The organism is Pseudomonas sp. GD03858, from assembly GCF_029840925.1.
Lineage (GTDB): Bacteria > Pseudomonadota > Gammaproteobacteria > Pseudomonadales > Pseudomonadaceae > Aquipseudomonas.
In genome coordinates, this window is record NZ_JAOCDM010000003.1 from 17,498 (window position 1) to 35,805 (window position 18,308).

Sequence of the window (18,308 nt, forward strand, 5' to 3'; positions counted from 1 at the left end):
TGCCAAAGAGGGGTAGCCCTGCGGCGGTGCGGATGCAATCCCACTGCTACGCTCAAGCTCAACCTATGCAGACAAGGATCGACAGGGTGACGGAACGCGTGGTTGCCGCGCTGTTGGGCCTGTGCTTGAGTGGCGGCGTCCTGGCGGCGGACTTTCTCGTCGAGGTGCAGGTTCGCGTGCAACGCGGTTGCATGCTGGCCAACCAGCAGCGCGACGCTGGCCCGCAGGCGCTGGGTCGAATCGACCTGGGCGTCGCGGCGCGCCTCGATGGCCCAGGGGCGCCGTTGACCGGCGTGCTGCTGGCGCAGCGGCCCCCGCGCCTGGAGTGCAACCCCGACACGCCTTACCAGGTCCGTGTCGATGGCGGCCTGCACGGCGGGGTGGGTGAGTTGCGCTACCTCGCCAGCCCCGATGCCATGGCCCGGCCGATTCCCTATCGTCTTTATCGCGACGCGGCCTGGCGCGAGCCTCTGGCGGTGGATGCGGCGCAATCGGCGCGGGTGCCGGACAGCGGCGCCGTGGACCTGCCTCTGTATGCGCGGATCGACAAGCTGGCCTGGGTGCCCCGCACCGGGCTGTACACCGACCTGCTCAAAGTCACGGTCACCTGGTAGGAAGGGGCATGCCCATGGACGCGCTGCACCGCACTTCGATTCTGCTGCTCACCCTCGGTCCGCTGCTGTTGCCCAGCGGTGCGGCCCATGGCACCAGCACCGGCTTCATCCAGGCGCGCCTGGTGATCAGCGCCGCCTGCCAGATCAGCAGCGACCCGCAGCCGGCCACGCTTGGCAACCCCGGCCTGATGGACTTCGGCGCGCGCGGGCCGACCTGGGACCAGCCCCTGACCAGCCGGGTCGACGAGGCGGGCGGCGAGGGCAGCCTGCAGATCAGCTGCTCGCCACAGGTGCGCGCCTTCAGCGTGCGCATCAATGGCGGGCAGAACGGCGGCGACGGCATACGCCGCCTGAGCAATGGCCGTGAACTGATCCCCTACCAGCTGGCCATCGACCCGGGCGGCAACAGCCGCTACGGCATCGGCCAGGCCCGTACCTTCACCATCAGCAGTACCCAGCAAGTGCCCGTGCCGATTTACGGCGTGGTGGTCGCGCAGCCACGCGCGCTGCCCGCCGGGCTGTATCGCGACACCCTCAGGGTGACCCTGGACTGGTAACACGCAAGGAGATTCCGATGCCCAAGCACCTCACCCGCTGCATATTCGTTGGTCTCGGCCTGGCTTTGGCCGCCCAGGCCCAGGCCGCCACCGTGACCGGCACCATCAGCTCGACCCTGACGTTGACCGCCGCCTGCCAGGTCAATGGCAGCGGCGGCAGCTCCGGGCTCAACTTCGGTAGCCTCAATTTCGGCACCCAGGACTCGCTGTTCACCACCGCCAACGGCCAGGTGCTCGGCGGCGGTGGCGGGGCCATGAGCATTCTCTGCTCGGCAGGCACGGTGCCGACGATCAAGGTGCGTGCCGGTACCCATGATTCGCAGTCCGCCGGGGGGACTCGGGCCCTGGCCGATGGCGCGGGCAACTTCGTGCCCTACGACTTCTACACCGACGCCGGACACACGCAGTTGCTGGCGATCGACGGCACCATCACCCTGCCGACCAGCACCGGCGTGGCGCAGACCGTCAACCTGTACGGCCAGGCCCGCGGCAAGGCCGGCCTGCCGGCCGGGGTGTACACCGACACGGTGGCGGTCGAGCTGAGTTTCTGAGCCATGCCGGGCACGGCGCGGCTGCTGGCCGTCGGGCTGTGCCTGGCGCTGACCCAGGGTGCCCATGCGGTCACCAGCAGCACCTTCCAGGTGACGGCGCAGATCGTCGCCGGCTGCCTGGTGGTCGGCGGCGTGACGGCCTATGGCGTGCTCGACTACGGCACCAGTTCGGCGCTGTCCACCGCTACCCTGAGCACCTCGCTCGGCGGCAGCACGGTGACCTTCCAGTGCACCCCCGGCGTGGCCCTGAGCATGAGCCTGGACGGCGGCCAGAACAGCGCCAGCGGCACGCGCAATCTCAAGCGCTCGGGGGGCACGCAGTTGCTGGCCTACCAGCTGTACCGCGACGCCGCGTTCAGCCAGAGCCTGGGCATCGGCAGCAGCGTGGCGGTGAGCTACAGCGACCCGACGGCGATCAAGCTGCCGGTCTATGGCCGTACCACCCTGACCGGCACCCTGCCGGCCGGGACCTATACCGATGTCGTGCAAGTGACGGTGACCTGGTGAAAGGCCACTGCGGATAACCAGAGAAGGAGAGGGGCATGGGGGAAGGCGCGAAACGGGCGCGTGGGATCATCGGGCTGCTGCTGTTGGCCAGCTGCGCATCGGCCTTCGCGGCCACTTCGGTGCTGATCTGGCCGATCGACCCGGTGCTGGAGGCCGACCAGAAGGCCGGCGCGCTGTGGCTGGAAAACCGCGGCGCGGCGCCGACCAGCCTGCAGGTGCGGGTGTTCGCCTGGCGCCAGGGCGAGTACCAGGAGCAGTTCCAGGCCCAGCGCGAGATCATCGGCAGCCCGCCGGTGGCCAATATCCCGCCGGGGCAGAAGCAACTGATCCGCCTGACCCGCACCGGCAGCTCGCCCGCAGGCCAGGAACAGGCCTACCGCATCATCATCGACGAGATCCCTTCGCCGCTGCCGGCCGATGCCGCCAGCGAAGGGCCGAAGGCGGCGATCCGCCTGCAGATGCGCTACTCGGTGCCGCTGTTCGTCTACGGCGAGGGGCTGTGGGGCAAGCCCGACCCGGAGGGCAAGCGCAGTGCCGAAGGCGTGGGCAAGCCGCAGTTGAGCTGGCGCGCGGTGACGGTGCAGGGCAAGCCCTATGTCGAGCTGCGCAACACGGGGCCTGTGCATGCGCGGCTGACCGACGTGGTGCTGCAGCAGGCCGGCCAGGACCGGCCGCTGGTCGAGGGGCTGCTCGGCTACGTGCTGCCCGGCGCCAGCATGCGCTGGCCGGCACCGGCCGCGCCGGGTGCGGCCAGCGTGCTCAAGGGGCGGGTCAACGGCCAGGAGGTGGCGCAGGCCATCAAACAGGGGCTGTGACCTGCGCTTGAACGGATCACAGGGGCCAGGGAGGACCCGGTAATGGTTGGAAATCGTGTGTGAGCTGGGTGCGGGTGGCAACGCACCGGTTGTGGCTGGGCCTGGCGGTGCTGGGGCCCGGCCTGGGCGTGGCCGACGACCTGCCGCCGCCGCCCTCGGAGCATGCCGCCATCGCCGACGCCACGCTGTACCTCGACTTGTTGGTGAACCAGGTGGCCAAGGCTGAGCTGGTGCCGGTGCAGCAGCGCGCCGGGCGCCTGTACCTGGCCAGCGAGGTGTTGCGCGAGGCGGGCATCAGGCTGCCGGGCGAGCCCCAGGGCGAAGTGGCCCTGGACGAGATCCCCGGCCTGCACAGCGACTACGACAGCCAGAACCAGCGCCTGCTGCTGCAGGTGCCGCCGGCCTGGCTGCCCGACCAGCAGGTCGGCGAGCGCAACCTGTACCCGGCCAGCGACGCGCGCAGCAGCTTTGGCGCCTTGCTCAACTATGACGCCTACCTCAATGACACCGACGAGGGTGGCAGCTACCTGGCCGCCTGGAACGAGCTGCGCCTGTTCGACGACTGGGGCACCTTTTCCACCACCGGGCAGTGGCGCCAGTCGTTCAATGGCGCCCAGGCCCAGGGGCGCCAGGGTTTCCTGCGCTACGACACCACCTTCCGCTACACCGACGAGCAGCGCCTGCTCACCTACGAGGCCGGCGACCTGGTGACCGGCGCGCTGCCCTGGACCACCTCGGTGCGGGTGGGCGGCTTGCAACTGTCCCGCGACTTCGGCGCCCGTCCCGACCTGGTTACCTATCCGCTGCCGGCCTTTGCCGGCGAAGCCGCCGTGCCGACCTCGCTGGACCTGTTCATCAACGGCTACAAGAGCAGCAGCACCGAGCTGCAGCCGGGCCCCTACACCCTGACCAACGTGCCGTTCATCAACGGCGCTGGCGAAGCGGTGGTGGTGACCACCGACGCCCTTGGCCGGCAGGTGTCGACCACCTTGCCGTTCTATGTCACCAGCAGCCTACTGGCCAAGGGCCTGTCGGACTTCTCGGTGGCCGCCGGCAGCCTGCGCCGCGACTATGCCGTGCGCGATTTCGCCTATGGCCCGGGCGTGGCCTCGGCGACATTGCGCCACGGGGTGTCCGATTACTTCACCCTGGAAACCCATGCCGAGAGCGCCGAGTCGATGATGCTCGGCGGCCTGGGCGGCAACCTGCGCCTGGGTACCTTCGGCGTGCTCAACGCGGCGCTGGCCCAGAGCCGTTTCGAAGGCGATACAGGGCAGCAGGTGGCGCTGGGCTACCAGTACAACAGCCGCCGTATCGGCTTCAACTACCAGCGCGTGCAACGCCACGGCGACTACGCCGACCTGTCGCTGGTCGACAGCCCCTTCACCCGCCTGAGCCAGCGCAGCGAGCAGGCCACCCTGAGCCTCAACCTGGACCGCTACGGCAGCCTTGGCGCCGGTTACTTCGACGTGCGCGCCGGCGACGGCACGCGCACGCGGCTGATCAACCTGAGCTGGAGCAAGCCGCTGTGGCGCAACAGCAGCCTGTACCTGTCGGCCAACCGCGAGGTCGGTGACAGCCAGTGGGCGGTGCAGGCGCAACTGGTGATCCCGTTCGACCTGCGCGGCACCCTGGCCTTCAGCGCCGAACGCAGCAAGGATGGCCAGGACCTGCAGCGGGTCAACTACAGCCAGGCGGTGCCGGTGGGCGGCGGGGTGGGCTACAACCTGGGCTACGCCACTGGCGGCAACCGCGACGACTACCGCCAGGCCGACCTGACCTGGCGTCTGCAGTCGGTGCAGTTGCAGGTGGGCGCCTACGGCAGCAGCGGCGAGATGACCCGCTGGGCCGACGCCAGCGGCTCGTTGGTGCTGATGGATGCAGGCTTGTTCGCCGCCAACCGTATCGACGACGCCTTCGTGGTGGTCAGCACCAGCGGCTACGCCGATGTGCCGGTGCGCTACGAGAACCAGCAGATCGGCCGCACCGACCGCAACGGCCACCTGTTGGTGCCGTACAGCAGCGGTTACTACCGCGGCAAATACGAGATCGACCCGATGGACTTGCCCGCCGATGTGCTGGCGCCGCAGGTGGAGCAGCGCGTGGCGGTGCGCCGTGGCAGTGGCTACCTGCTGGAGTTCCCGCTCAAGCGTGTGCTGGCGGCAAGCCTGGTGCTGGTCGATGCTGACCAGCGGGAGCTCAAGCTGGGCAGCCGGGTACGCCACCAGGAAAGCGGCGGCGAGGCGGTGGTGGGGTGGGATGGGTTGGTCTACTTGGAGAACCTGGCGCCGCACAATCGCCTGCAGGTGGACAAGGCCGATGGCGGGCAGTGCCAGGTGGCGTTCGACCTGCCTGAAGGGCAGGGGCCGATCCCGCTGATCGGCCCGCTGGTGTGCCGATGAACCGGCTGATCCTTGGGTGCCTGGCAGGGCTGCTGGCGCTGCCGGGGGCTGCCTGGGCGTTGTGCTCTTCGGTGGCCACCGCGCCGGCGGCCTTCGGCTCGGTCAACTCGACGCTGGTGCGCACCACGGTGCAGAGTGCCTCGACCACCAATGCCGGCCTGCAGTGCACCGGTTCGCTGTTGTCGCTGTTGACCAGCAATGACCATTTCTATGCCACTTTCACTTCGTCCAGCAGTGGCTTGGTGGGCCCGACCGGTGATGTGATCCCCTACACGCTCTACGCGAACAATACCACCAGCTATCCGATCAGCCGCGGCGTGCAGTTCGACTTTGCCCGCAACGGCATCATCGATGCCTTGGGCCTGCTCAACGGCACCACGCCCAAGACCGTGCCGCTGTACCTGAAGACCGTGGTCGGCGCCAACGTCGCCGCCGGCCTGTACCAGGAAACCCTGAACATCGCCTGGAGCTGGAACTACTGTTCGGGGATCGGTATCGGTGCCATCTGCCTGGGGCGCGACATCGGCAGTGGCAACCAGACCTTGCTGGTCAGTCTCACGGTGACCAACGACTGCCAGATCACCACGCCCAACATCAGCTTCGCCAGCGCGCCGGTGGTGGCCGGGTTCGGCACGGTGAACCAGAGCGTGAGCGTGTCGTGCACCAAGGGCAGCAACTACACGGTGGGGCTGGATGACGGGCAGAATGTCTCGGGCGGGCGGCGGCGGATGAAGTCCAGCGCCAACAACTATCTGGCCTATGACATCTTCAAGAGTGCCGGCGTGGTGCGCTGGGGCTCGGTGGGCGCGGCGCGGCGTTCGAGCAGCGATGCCGAGGTGAATCCCGGGGCGGGGACCGGGACCGGGAGCCAGGTGTTCAACTACAACGCCAAGGTGTACACCGACCAGGCCACACCGCCGGCGGCGACCTATACCGACAGTGTGATTCTGGATGTGCAGTTCTAGCGCAAAGCCTGATGTTGCCGCGCTGACGCATTCGCGGGTAAACCCGCTTCCACAGCCTGTGGGAGCGGGTTTACCCGCGAACACCGGCGAAGCCGGTGCCAACCTCAGTAATCAGCGTAGATCGCCGACCATCTTCAGCAACGTCTCCAGCACCGCCCCGGCCAGCGCCTTCGAGCGCTCGCCCGACCAGCCGGTGCGCGGGTTCGGCGCATCGTCGTGGTCCTTGAACGGCATCTCCAGGGTCAGCGACAGGCAGTCATGGGCCTGGCCCACGGCATTGCAGGCCAGGGTCATGTTGGCCTGGCCCGGCTTGTCGCGGGTGTAGCCGTACTGGGTCTGGAAGTCCGGGGTCAGGCTGCACAGGGTGCTGCGGAACTGCTCTTCGAGCTTGGCGATGCGTGGCGTGTAGCCGGGGTTGCCCTCGCAGGCCGCGGTGAACACATGGGGGATCTCCTCGTCGCCATGGGCGTCGATGAACGCATCCACACCATGCAGCTTCATCTGGCTCTGGGCGAAGAACACCTCGGGGCTCAGCTCGACGCTGGCATCCTGCCAGGCGCGGTTGAGGTCCTTGCCCTTGAAGTTGGTGCGCAGGTGGCCGAGGAAGGCGCCGTCCGGGTTCATGTTGGGGATCAGGTACAGGTCGGCCTTGGCCAGCAGTTGCTGGATGACCGGGCCGTTGGCTTGGAGGGCGTCGATCACGCCTTCCATGAACCATTCGGCCATGTGCTCGCCGGGGTGCTGCTGGGCGATGATCCACAGCTTGCGCTTGCCGGTCGCGCCACTGCCCGCGCGTAGCAGCGGGATATCACGGCCCTGCACGCTGCGCCCGCTGGCCAGCAGTTCGACGCCCGGGATCTGCTTGGCGCGCTCGATCAGCTGGTTGTGGCGCGCGCGCGGGTAGGGCTCGAAATAGGCGAACCAGGCCTGCGCCTGTTCAGCCTTGAAGTCGAAGCTCAGGGCCTTGCCGTCGAACTGGCTGGGCACGCGGAACCAGGTCTCCTGGTCGTAGGAGGCCACGGCGTGGTAGCCGGTCCAGGCGTTCTTGTAGGAGGACTCATGGGCGTTGTCCAGGCTGAAGCGATGGACCTGGCCCGGGGTCAGGCCGCTGGCCTTGAAGTGGAACCACTGGAAGTGGTCGCTGTGGCTGTCCTTGCGGATGTTCAGGTGGACGTGTGCAGGGTTGCTGGCGTCCAGGACCAGGATGTTGCCGGAGTCGAAATCGCAGTCGATGTGCAGCGGGGAGAGCGTCACGGTCATTGCCAGCCTCCTGTTGGCGTTGTTGTGACCGTACTCTACACCGCTTGGTGGCGAGGGTGCGTATGTTGATCAGGATTAACGTGTGTAGGAGCGGCCTTGTGTCGCGAAAGGGCTGCGCAGCAGCCCCAGTTTTTTGCTAGCGATGCAGAAAGCCGGGGCAGCCTTGCGGCCCATTCGCGACACAAGGCCGCTCCTACAGGGATTGCACAGTGCATGAGGTGTCAGGCCAGCAGCCCCAGCGCCACGAGGGCGGCAACACCAAGCCCGACGGCAATCGAGCAGCCACCCAGCGACAGCGCCGCACGCCCTTGCCGGTACCAGCCGTCATGGCCCAATTGCCGGGCAGGGGCGAGCAGGCTGCGCCAGCGCAGTTCGGTTTCGTGGAAGGCGCGCAGGTGCTCGGGGTCGGTATCCAGCCAGCGGCGGAAGTCGATGCGTTCGCTGGCGGTCACCTGCGGACTTTGCAGGCGCACGTACCATTGGCCGGCGATGCTGGCCAGCGCGTCGCCGGGCGCGCGGGCGGTCTGCAGGGCCTGGTTCATGTGGCGCTCGATGCTGATCAGCGGCAGGTCCAGGCGTTCGGCGATGGCGGCGAAGCCCTGCTGGTCGAGGCGGTTGAGCAGGAAGACTTGCTGGACCCGGCGCGGCAGGCGCTTGAGCGCATGCAGCAGCGCGTCATCGCCATGCTGTTCGGCGGTGCGCGGGTCGTGCTCGAGGGGCAGCAGCAGGCGGGTCATGGATAGCTCCTTGCTCATTAAGGAAAGGGGTGGGGGCATCTTCCTTGACGCGGAATCAGCTTAAGCTAAACGAGATTGATTCTCAAGTGCTGATTCGGCAAAGATTTGTAATGAGCGTTCACGTCCTGACACAGTTTTGCTATCATCGCCGCCATCAACGATCTTCATTAGCCTGAAGAGCCAAAAAAAAATGACCCGGCAAAAAGCCGGGTCAAAAACCGTGATTAGCCTGATGAGGAGATAATCTGAGCGTCCGACCTGAGGACGTTGCAGGTTATCCAGCGGGTCTCGCGACCTGCTGAGTGCAATAATAATCGTTATCATTTGCCAGTCAAATGATTTTTCCGCGATTTTCTAAAAAATATCTAACTGACGCACACCTCGTCCCCGGCAATCGGGGCTTTTGCCGTTCGTCGGCCATCACGTTCTCCCTTCAGATCGATGCCTTTTCCGTGGCGTGGCACTGCTCCAACAACGCGCGGGCCATGTTGATCATGTGCATCAGCGCAAACACCACTTCCCGCGTCGTGCCCTGCAGATGGCTGCCGGTTTCCTGTGCCGTGGCGGCGGCGCAGCGCAGCAGGGCCATGGCGTGCTCGCTGGCCTGGGCACTGCTCACGCCTTCGCGCAGGGTCCAGAGCGTGCGCTCCAGGTCAGGAGCGGCGGGAGGGGGGTTGAGGTAGTAGTCGAGGGCGCGGCGCGCGGCCTCTTCGTCGAGATCTGTTTCTTCTTTTTTCACATTGCTCATGACTGCACCTATGAAATCCGTTCCAGGACAATGAACGCTGATAATAGGTCAATCTGTATTATTTCTACCTGCTAAGATAATTCTAGATGTGTATTGATGCCGTTCATCCAGTCCGTATCGTTCTCAGCCATGGAAAACTGGATCGAATTTCTGTCGCGCTACCAGCGTGAGCACAACCTCAAGCAGCATCAACTGGCCGAGCGTCTGGGCATGACCCAAGGCGGCGTTGGCCATTGGCTGCGCGGCACGCGCAGGCCGACCCTGGTAACCGTCAACGAAAAACTGGAAAAGCTTGGGCTGGTGTATCTGGAAGCCCGGGTGATGGTGGTTGAGCGTGACCTGACGGCGCGTGAGAACCGGGGTGTTTATGCGGTGGACCGACCGCCTTCGGTCAATGCCCTGCGCCATGCCAGTTTTCGCTTCCCGGTGCTGCGTTGGGCCGACTTGCAAGGGGCATTGCCTGAATCCAGTGAAACCCACGAGCTGACCGGGTACATGCCGGCCGGCAATGCGTTCTGGTTGCCGGTGGAGAATGATTCGATGAATGCCGCCAGTGGCAGGAGCGTGCCGCAGGGCGTGCTGGTGCTGGTGGATGCGGGAGTCGAGCCTGCGCCGGGCAGGCTGGTGGTGGCTCGGCAGCCGGGCAAGCCGGCGGTGCTGCGCGAGCTGATCGAGGAGGGCGGACAGCAGATGCTCAGGCCGCTCAATACCTTGTATCCGACGGTGTTGTGCGAGGACGGGTGCGAGTTTCTCGGGGTCGTGGTGCGGATGCACGGGGTGCTCTAGGTTCGCGCCTAGACCGTGTTGGGGCTGCGAGGTGCCAGGCGGGAGCCTTGCAGCGCTCTTGAGATCGAGCGCCGCCCGCGCGGCGCATCGCGACGCAAGGCCGCTCCTACATCTGTTTCGGGCCAGTCAATCCTGTGCCATCACCTGGCCCGCCTTGTGGGTACGACGCGATTTCAGCGTGGGCGCCACTGCCGCCTCACCTGTCTCAAGGCATGCACCAGGGCGGGCAACCATGGCCTGACAGGTTCGACACGTTGCAACAAATGTAGGAGCGGCCTTGCGTCGCGATGCGCCGCGCGGGCGGCGCTCGATCTCATAGGCGAAACAACCCTTTCGGCGAACACATTGCCGCCGTTACGCCCCCTCCAACTCCACCAGCACTGTCCCTTCGCTGACCATATCCCCCTCCTGGCAGAACAGCGCCTTCACCGTCCCGGAGTGGGTCGCCCGAATGCTGTGCTCCATCTTCATCGCCTCCAGCACCACCAACGCGGTACCGGCCTCGACCACCTGCCCCGGCTCCACCAGCACTCGCACGATGCTGCCGTTCATGGGCGCGCCCAGCCCGCCCTGATGGCTGTGGCTGGCTTCCGCCGCTGCAATCGGGTCATGGACGCTGATGGCGTGCAACTCGCCGGCCCACTGCAGGTACAAGGTGCCACCCCGACGCACCGCCAGATACCGACGGCGCAGGCCGTCCTGGTCATGACACAGCTGCTCCCCCTCCAGCCGATAGGCCGAAGGCGCGCTGCGCTCCAGCGCCACCGCCTGTTCATGCCCTTCGCACTGAAGGTGCAGGCTGCTGCGCGCCGGCAAGCCCAGGCGCAGGCCATCGCGAGCCGCCCACGGTGAAGCGCGGTCGTCCTGGCGCTGCAACGCAGGCTCGCCTTGCAGCCACGCCTCGGCGGCAGCCTCCCAGAACTGCGCCGGCAGCGCCTGGGGCGCAGGCAGCAACACGTCCTGGTGACGCGGAATGAACCCGGTGTCCAACTGCGCCTCGGCAAACGCCGGGTGCGCGAGGATGCGGCGCAGGAAGGCGATATTGGTCTTCACCCCGCCAATGGCGAACTCATCGAGCATCGCCAGCAACCGCAGGCGCGCCTGTTCGCGGTCCTGGCCCCAGGCGATCAGCTTGCCCAGCATCGGGTCATAGAACGGCGACACCACGTCGCCCTCGTTGACGCCGCTGTCCACCCGGCGGCCTTCGCCCGGCGCCGACTCGCGGTACAGTGCCAAGGTACCGGTGGCCGGCAGGAACTCGTTGGCCGGATCCTCCGCGTACAGCCGCACCTCGATGGCATGGCCGATCAGCGGCACCTGCTCCTGGGTGATCGGCAGCGGCTCGCCGCAGGCCACGCGGATCTGCCAGGCCACCAGGTCGAGCCCGGTGATGGCCTCGGTGACCGGGTGCTCCACCTGCAGGCGGGTATTCATTTCCATGAAGAAGAACTCGCCACGGGCATCGAGCAGGAACTCGACGGTGCCGGCGCCCACGTAGCCGATGGCCTGGGCGGCGCGCACCGCGGCCTCGCCCATGGCCTGGCGCAGTTCGGGGGACAGGCCCGGCGCGGGAGCTTCCTCGACCACCTTCTGGTGGCGACGCTGGATCGAGCAGTCACGCTCGTTGAGGTACAGGCAGTTGCCGTGCTGGTCGGCGAACACCTGGATCTCCACATGACGCGGCTTGAGCACGTACTTCTCGACCAGCATGCGCGCATCGCCGAACGATGACTGCGCCTCGCGCTGCGCCGAGGCCAGGGCGTCGGCCAGCTGGCTCTCGTCCTCGACCACCTTCATGCCCTTGCCACCGCCCCCGGCGCTGGCCTTGAGCAGCACCGGGTAGCCGATGCGCTCGGCGGCGGCGCGGAAGGTCTCCAGGTCCTGGGTCTCGCCGTGGTAGCCCGGCACCAGCGGCACGCCAGCGGACTCCATCAGCGCCTTGGCCGCCGACTTGCTGCCCATGGCGTCGATGGCGCTGGCCGGTGGGCCGAGGAAGATCAGCCCGGCCTGTTCGATGGCGCGGGCAAAACCGGCGTTCTCCGACAGGAAGCCATAGCCCGGGTGGATTGCCTGGGCGCCGCTGGCCTTGGCCGCGGCGAGCAGCTTGTCGATCACCAGGTAGCTTTCGGCGGCCTTGGTGCCACCGAGGTCGACACGGATATCGGCCTCGCGGCTGTGGCGCGCCTCGCGGTCGGTGGCGCTGTGCACGGCCACGGTGGTCAGGCCCATGGCCTTGGCGGTGCGCATTACCCGGCAGGCGATCTCGCCGCGGTTGGCGACCAGCAGGGTGGTCAGCGTGGGTCGGCTCATGGGCGCGGCTCCTTGTTGTCTTGCCAGGCGGGACGGCGTTTTTCCAGGAAAGCGCGCAGGCCTTCCTGGCCTTCGGCGCTGACGCGGATGCGGGCGATGGTGTTCTCGCAGTAGCGGCGCAGGGCCGGGCTCAGCTCGCCGGCGTCCACCTCGCGCAGCAGGTCTTTGGTGGCGCGCAGCGCCTGCGGGCTGTTCTGTAGCAGGTTGTCGACCCAGGCCTCGACCTGGGCGTCCAGCTCGCTGGCCGGGTACACCTCGGCCAGCAGGCCCAGCTCGCGGGCGCGCACGCCGCTGAAGCGCTCGGCGGTGAGGGCGTAGCGGCGGGCGGCGCGCTCGCCGATGGCCTTGACCACGAACGGGCTGATCACCGCCGGGGCCAGGCCGATGCGCACTTCCGACAGGCACAGCTGCGCGTCCTCGGCGCCGATGGCCATGTCGCAGCAGCTGATCAGCCCCAGCGCCCCGCCGAAGGCCGCGCCTTGCACCACGGCCAGGGTCGGCGCCTTGAGCCGGTGCAGGGCGTACATCAGCTCGCCCAGCTCGTGGGCGTCGTCGAGGTTGGTGTTGAAGTCCAGCTGCGCCGACTGCTGCATCCAGGCCAGGTCCGCGCCGGCGCTGAAGTGCCGGCCGCGGCCGCGCAGCACCACGAAGCGCAGGCTGGCGTCTTCAGCCAGGCGGTCGAGGGCGACGATCAGTTCGCGGATCATCTGTGCGTTGAAGGCGTTGTTCTTGTCTTCCCGGCTCAGCCACAGGGTGGCGAAGCCGCGAGGGTCCTTGACCAATTCAAGGGTGGCGAATTCGCTCATGGGTCACATCCGGAAAATGCCGAAGCGGCTCTGTTCGATCGGGGCGTTCAGCGCGGCGGACAACGCCAGGCCGAGCACGTCGCGGGTCTGCGCCGGGTCGATGACGCCGTCGTCCCACAGCCGGGCGCTGGAGTAGTAGGGGTGGCCCTGGCGCTCGTACTGGTCGAGGATCGGCTGCTTGAGCTTCTTCTCGTCTTCGCTGCTGAACGCCTCGCCGCTGCGCTCGCTCTGTTCGCGCTTGACCTGGGCCAGCACGCCGGCGGCCTGTTCGGCGCCCATCACGCCGATGCGGGCGTTGGGCCACATCCACAGGAAGCGCGGGTCGTAGGCGCGGCCACACATGCCATAGTTGCCGGCGCCGAAACTGCCGCCGATGATCACCGTGAACTTCGGCACCTGGGCGCAGGCCACCGCGGTCACCAACTTGGCGCCGTGCTTGGCGATGCCGCCTTCCTCGTACTTCTTGCCGACCATGAAGCCGGTGATGTTCTGCAGGAACAGCAGCGGGATGCCGCGCTGGCAGGCCAGCTCGATGAAGTGCGCGCCTTTTTGCGCAGCTTCCGCGAAGAGGATGCCGTTGTTGGCCAGGATCGCCACCGGGTAGCCGTGCAGGTGGGCGAAGCCGCACACCAGGGTGGTGCCGAACAGCGCCTTGAACTCATCGAACGCCGAGCCATCGACCAGGCGGGCGATCACCTCGCGCACATCGAACGGCTGCTTGGCGTCGGCCGGGACCACGCCGTACAGCTCCTCGGCGTTGTACAGCGGCGCGATCGGCGCCTGGCACTGCAGCTTGCCCTGCTTGTGCCAGTTGAGGTTGGCGACGCTGCGCCGGGCGATGGCCAGGGCATGCTCGTCGTTGTCGGCGTAATGGTCGGCCACGCCGCTGGTGCGGCAGTGTACGTCGGCGCCACCGAGGTCCTCGGCGCTGACCACTTCACCGGTCGCGGCCTTTACCAAAGGCGGGCCTGCCAGGAAGATGGTCGCCTGCTGGCGCACCATGATCGCCTCGTCGGCCATGGCCGGCACATAGGCGCCACCGGCGGTGCACGAGCCCATCACCACGGCGATCTGCGGGATCCCCAGGGCGCTCATGTTGGCCTGGTTGAAGAAGATTCGCCCGAAGTGCTCGCGGTCGGGGAACACTTCGTCCTGGCGCGGCAGGTTGGCGCCGCCGGAGTCCACCAGGTAGATGCACGGCAGGCGGTTCTGCAGGGCGATGGTCTGGGCGCGCAGGTGCTTTTTCACCGTCAGCGGGTAGTAGGAGCCGCCTTTGACCGTGGCGTCGTTGGCCACGATCATGCACTCCACGCCTTCGACCCGGCCGATGCCGGCGATCACGCCGGCGGCCGGCACGTCTTCGCCGTAGACTTCATGGGCGGCCAGCTGGCCGATCTCGAGAAACGCCGAGCCCGGGTCGAGCAGGCGGTCGATGCGCTCGCGGGGCAGTAGCTTGCCGCGCGAGGTATGCCGCTCCTGGGCCTTCGGCCCGCCGCCCTGATTGACCTGGGCGAGCAGGCCGCGCAGGGCCTGGACCTGGGCCGCCATGGCGGCCCAGCTCTGCGCGAACTCTGGTGATTTAACGTTCAACTGTGACTTCAGGATCATCATGACTCCTCGCGCAGAATCAAGCCTCAAGCTTCAAGCTGCAAGATTGTTCAGTGTTGTGGCTACAAGCGTGCAGCGCTGTTACTTGCCGCTTGTAGCTTGCTGCTTGAAGCTTCTTCAGCGGGTTTCGTTGAACAGTTCGCGGCCGATCAGCATCCGGCGAATCTCGCTGGTGCCGGCGCCGATCTCGTAAAGCTTGGCGTCACGCAGCAGGCGCCCGGCCGGGAACTCGTTGATGTAGCCGTTGCCGCCAAGGATCTGGATCGCCTCCAGGGCCATCTGCGTGGCGCGCTCGGCGGTGTACAGGATCACCCCGGCGGCGTCCTTGCGGGTGGTTTCGCTGCGGTCGCAGGCCTGGGCCACGGTGTACAGGTAGGCGCGGCTGGCGTTGAGCTGGGTGTACATGTCGGCGATCTTGCCCTGGATCAGCTGGAACTCGCCGATGCTCTGGCCGAACTGCTTGCGGTCGTGGATGTAGGGCACCACCAGGTCCATGCAGCTCTGCATGATGCCGGTGGGGCCGCCGGCGAGCACCACGCGCTCGTAGTCCAGGCCGCTCATCAGCACGCGCACGCCGCCGTTGAGCTGGCCGAGGATGTTTTCTTCCGGCACTTCGACGTCATCGAAGAACAGCTCGCAGGTGTTGGAGCCGCGCATGCCCAGCTTGTCGAACTTGTTGCTGCGGCTGAAGCCTTTCCAGTCGCGCTCGACGATGAACGCGGTGATGCCGTGGGGACCCTTGTCCAGGTCGGTCTTGGCGTAGATCACGTAGGTGTTGGCGTCGGGGCCGTTGGTGATCCAGGTCTTGCTGCCGTTGAGCACGTAGCGGTCGCCGCGTTTTTCGGCGCGCAGCTTCATCGACACCACGTCGGAGCCGGCGTTGGGCTCGCTCATGGCCAGGGCGCCGATATGCTCGCCGCTGATCAGCTTGGGCAGGTACTTCTGCTTCTGCTCATGGGTGCCGTTGCGGTTGATCTGGTTGACGCACAGGTTGGAGTGGGCGCCGTACGACAGGGCCACCGAGGCCGAGGCGCGGCTGATCTCTTCCATCGACACCACGTGGGCCAGGTAGCCCAGGCCGGCGCCGCCGTATTCTTCCGGCACGGTGATGCCCAAGAGGCCCATGTCGCCGAACTTGCGCCACATGTCGGCGGGGAACAGGTTGTCGTGGTCGATCTGCGCGGCGCGCGGCGCCAGTTCGGCGGCGACGAAGGTGCGCACCTGGTCGCGGAGCATGTCGATGGTCTCGCCCAGGGCGAAGTTCAGGCTGGGGTAATGCATGGGAGGCACCTTCTTGTTCTTGAAATTCGAGGTACCACGGCGACCTTGTGGAAGCGGGGTTGTGGGAGCGGGCTTGCCCCGCGATGCCCGTCAGAACGGCCAGCTGTGTTGCCTGGTCCGGCCTCATCGCGGGGCAAGCCCGCTCCCACAACTCCGCTCCCACAACTTTGTTTTCACAACCTCGTTTCCACAAGGTCGCCGTGATACGTGGTTGACGTTAACGTAAACCTGCCTTCCGGGGCTGTCAATCGGAACGTCACCTTTACGTAAACGTAAATCTACGCCAGAGTAATTGCCGCCTGCTTCAGTCATGCCCAGAACAACCACAAGAAGGGACAACCATGCCTCAACCAAGCTACACGCGCGGTCGTCAAGACAAACCATTGCTTACCCTGACCATCGGCCAGGCCTTCGATGCCACCGTCACCCGCCACGGCGAGCGCGAGGCGCTGGTGGTGCGCCACCAGGGATTGCGCTACAGCTGGCGCGAGCTGGCCGCCGAGGTCGACGTGCATGCCCGGGCCTTGATGGCGCTGGGCGTGGAGGTCGGCGAGCGGGTCGGCATCTGGGCGCCCAACTGCGCCCAGTGGTGCATCCTGCAATTGGCCACCGCCAAGGTCGGCGGGATTCTGGTCAATATCAACCCGGCCTATCGGGTGGGCGAGCTGGAATACGTGCTGCGCCAGTCCGGCTGCCGCTGGCTGGTGTGTGCCGACGCTTTCAAGACCTCCGACTACCACGCGATGGTGCAGGACCTGGTACCTGAGCTGGCGGCCCATGCCGTGGGCGAGCTGGCCAGCGAACGCCTGCCCGACCTGCGCGGGGTGATCAGCCTGGCTGTCGAGCCGCCCACGGGCTTCTTGCCCTGGACCGCGCTGGCCGGGCGGGCAGGGCAGGTGGAGCTCGCTGCCTACGAGGCCCGGCAGCAGGGCCTGCAGTTCGACCAGCCGGTGAACATCCAGTACACCTCCGGCACCACCGGCGCGCCCAAGGGCGCGACCCTGAGCCATTACAACCTGCTCAACAACGGCTACATGGTCGGCGAGAGCCTGGGCCTGACCGAGCAGGATCGCATGGTGATCCCGGTGCCGCTGTACCACTGCTTCGGCATGGTCATGGGCAACCTTGGTGGCATCACCCACGGCAGCACCCTGATCTATCCCAACGACGCCTTCGACGCCGAACTCACCCTGCGCGCCGTGGCCGAGGAGCGCGCGAGCATCCTCTATGGCGTGCCGACCATGTTCATCGCCATGCTCGACCACCCCAGCCGCGCCGCGCTGGACCTGTCCACACTGCGCAGCGGCATCATGGCCGGCGCCACCTGCCCGATCGAGGTGATGCGCAAGGTCATCGAGCAGATGCACATGGCCGAGGTGCAGATCGCCTACGGCATGACCGAGACCAGCCCGGTGTCGCTGCAGACCGGCCCGGACGACGAGCTGGAACTGCGCGTGACCACTGTCGGCCGGACCCAGCCGCAGTTGGAGACCAAGCTGGTGGATGCCGACGGGCGCATCGTTGCCCGTGGCGAGATCGGCGAACTGTGTACCCGGGGCTACAGCGTGATGCTCGGTTATTGGGACAATCTCCAGGCCACCGCTGACGCCATCGACCCGGCGCGCTGGATGCACACCGGCGACCTGGCGGTGATGGACGACGAGGGTTACGTGCGTATCGTCGGGCGCAACAAGGACATGATCATTCGCGGTGGCGAGAACATCTACCCGCGCGAGCTTGAGGAGTTCTTCTACACCCACCCGGCGGTGGCCGATGCCCAGGTCATCGGTATTCCGTGCAGCAAGTACGGGGAAGAGGTGGTGGCGTGGATCAAGCTGCACCCGGGACATAGCGTCACGGTCGAGGAGCTGCAGGGCTGGTGCAAGGCGCGCATCGCCCATTACAAGGTGCCGCGGCATTTCCGGTTCGTGGATGAGTTTCCGATGACGGTGACGGGGAAGGTGCAGAAGTTTCGGATGCGTGAGATCAGCGTGGAGGAGCTGGGAGGTTAGGCAGCGCTTTGTAGACCAGGTCGACCAGTTCGGCAAAGGTGGTGTACGTCTGGACTTGATGGGGGATGACGATGCCGAACGTCTCTTCGACGATGGCCTGCAGTTCGACCACGTCGAAGCTGTCGGCGCCCAGTTCGTCCATCGCGATGTTCGGCCGGATCCAGTGCAGGCTCTGTTCGAGGAAACCGGCGAGAATCCGCTGCAGGTGGAAGGCGATGTAGAGGCGCGAGCGCATGCTGGAGGTGGTCGTCAGAGGGTGGTGCTTCTCTTTACGTGGCTTCGTGAGCGGGCGCTACTGGTAGAAATGCCAGGTGTATCGGGCCGGACTTTGTGCTGTCAGGGCCGGCCC

The 18,308-nt window shown here is 66.6% G+C and carries 17 protein-coding genes; 9 read left to right on the forward strand and 8 right to left on the reverse strand.

What is annotated here, in order from left to right:
- The first annotated feature begins 86 nt into the window (after positions 1-86).
- From N5D48_RS01645 to N5D48_RS01675, 7 genes are all read left to right on the forward strand, one after another.
- On the forward strand, positions 87-614 hold the full coding sequence (locus tag N5D48_RS01645) for a spore coat U domain-containing protein (RefSeq protein WP_279880402.1): 528 nt from the start codon (positions 87-89) through the stop codon (positions 612-614).
- A 23-nt stretch (positions 615-637) separates the two neighbouring features.
- Complete coding sequence (locus N5D48_RS01650; RefSeq protein ID WP_279880541.1) at positions 638-1,171, forward strand: spore coat U domain-containing protein; 534 nt, start codon at positions 638-640, stop codon at positions 1,169-1,171.
- Positions 1,172-1,188: 17 nt separating this feature from the next.
- Positions 1,189-1,722 carry a spore coat U domain-containing protein gene (locus N5D48_RS01655; protein WP_279880405.1) on the forward strand — a complete coding sequence of 178 codons (534 nt, stop codon included), beginning with the start codon at positions 1,189-1,191 and terminating at the stop codon, positions 1,720-1,722.
- 3 nt (positions 1,723-1,725) lie between these two features.
- Positions 1,726-2,229 carry a spore coat U domain-containing protein gene (locus N5D48_RS01660; protein WP_279880407.1) on the forward strand — a complete coding sequence of 168 codons (504 nt, stop codon included), beginning with the start codon at positions 1,726-1,728 and terminating at the stop codon, positions 2,227-2,229.
- Between the two features lie 35 nt (positions 2,230-2,264).
- Positions 2,265-3,044: a molecular chaperone gene (locus N5D48_RS01665; protein ID WP_279880409.1), complete on the forward strand. Its 780-nt coding sequence runs from the start codon at positions 2,265-2,267 to the stop codon at positions 3,042-3,044.
- A gap of 68 nt (positions 3,045-3,112) precedes the next feature.
- On the forward strand, positions 3,113-5,446 hold the full coding sequence (locus N5D48_RS01670; protein ID WP_279880542.1) for a fimbria/pilus outer membrane usher protein: 2,334 nt from the start codon (positions 3,113-3,115) through the stop codon (positions 5,444-5,446).
- Positions 5,443-6,411, forward strand: a complete 969-nt coding sequence (locus tag N5D48_RS01675; RefSeq protein ID WP_279880411.1) for a spore coat U domain-containing protein — start codon at positions 5,443-5,445, stop codon at positions 6,409-6,411. Before N5D48_RS01670 ends, N5D48_RS01675 begins: the two co-directional genes overlap by 4 nt.
- A 111-nt stretch (positions 6,412-6,522) precedes the next feature.
- Here N5D48_RS01675 and N5D48_RS01680 read toward each other — a convergent pair whose 3' ends face one another.
- The 3 genes from N5D48_RS01680 to N5D48_RS01690 form a co-directional block, all read right to left on the reverse strand.
- Entirely contained in the window at positions 6,523-7,671 is a 1,149-nt protein-coding gene (locus tag N5D48_RS01680) for a M14-type cytosolic carboxypeptidase (protein WP_279880413.1), read from the reverse strand.
- 221 nt (positions 7,672-7,892) lie between these two features.
- Positions 7,893-8,408 carry a DUF4880 domain-containing protein gene (locus tag N5D48_RS01685; protein WP_279880415.1) on the reverse strand — a complete coding sequence of 172 codons (516 nt, stop codon included), beginning with the start codon at positions 8,406-8,408 and terminating at the stop codon, positions 7,893-7,895.
- Between the two features lie 433 nt (positions 8,409-8,841).
- Complete coding sequence (locus N5D48_RS01690; protein ID WP_279880417.1) at positions 8,842-9,156, reverse strand: hypothetical protein; 315 nt, start codon at positions 9,154-9,156, stop codon at positions 8,842-8,844.
- 129 nt (positions 9,157-9,285) lie between these two features.
- On the opposite strand from N5D48_RS01690, the gene N5D48_RS01695 reads away from it, so the two are divergent.
- On the forward strand, positions 9,286-9,942 hold the full coding sequence (locus N5D48_RS01695) for a S24 family peptidase (protein ID WP_279880419.1): 657 nt from the start codon (positions 9,286-9,288) through the stop codon (positions 9,940-9,942).
- Between the two features lie 354 nt (positions 9,943-10,296).
- Here N5D48_RS01695 and N5D48_RS01700 read toward each other — a convergent pair whose 3' ends face one another.
- From N5D48_RS01700 to N5D48_RS01715, 4 genes are all read right to left on the reverse strand, one after another.
- Positions 10,297-12,252: an acetyl/propionyl/methylcrotonyl-CoA carboxylase subunit alpha gene (locus N5D48_RS01700; protein WP_279880421.1), complete on the reverse strand. Its 1,956-nt coding sequence runs from the start codon at positions 12,250-12,252 to the stop codon at positions 10,297-10,299.
- Positions 12,249-13,058, reverse strand: a complete 810-nt coding sequence (locus tag N5D48_RS01705; protein WP_279880423.1) for a gamma-carboxygeranoyl-CoA hydratase — start codon at positions 13,056-13,058, stop codon at positions 12,249-12,251. Before N5D48_RS01705 ends, N5D48_RS01700 begins: the two co-directional genes overlap by 4 nt.
- A gap of 3 nt (positions 13,059-13,061) precedes the next feature.
- Positions 13,062-14,669, reverse strand: coding sequence for a carboxyl transferase domain-containing protein (locus N5D48_RS01710; RefSeq protein WP_279880425.1), 1,608 nt, complete (start codon positions 14,667-14,669; stop codon positions 13,062-13,064).
- A gap of 114 nt (positions 14,670-14,783) precedes the next feature.
- Positions 14,784-15,947 (reverse strand): isovaleryl-CoA dehydrogenase, encoded by a 1,164-nt coding sequence (locus tag N5D48_RS01715; protein WP_279880427.1) that lies wholly within the window; start codon positions 15,945-15,947, stop codon positions 14,784-14,786.
- 341 nt (positions 15,948-16,288) lie between these two features.
- On the opposite strand from N5D48_RS01715, the gene N5D48_RS01720 reads away from it, so the two are divergent.
- Positions 16,289-17,959: an AMP-binding protein gene (locus N5D48_RS01720; protein ID WP_279880429.1), complete on the forward strand. Its 1,671-nt coding sequence runs from the start codon at positions 16,289-16,291 to the stop codon at positions 17,957-17,959.
- Here the strand turns inward: N5D48_RS01720 and N5D48_RS01725 are convergent.
- Positions 17,934-18,194, reverse strand: coding sequence for an acyl carrier protein (locus N5D48_RS01725; protein ID WP_279880431.1), 261 nt, complete (start codon positions 18,192-18,194; stop codon positions 17,934-17,936). The two genes, N5D48_RS01720 and N5D48_RS01725, sit on opposite strands and share 26 nt — an antisense overlap.
- Positions 18,195-18,308: the final 114 nt, after the last annotated feature.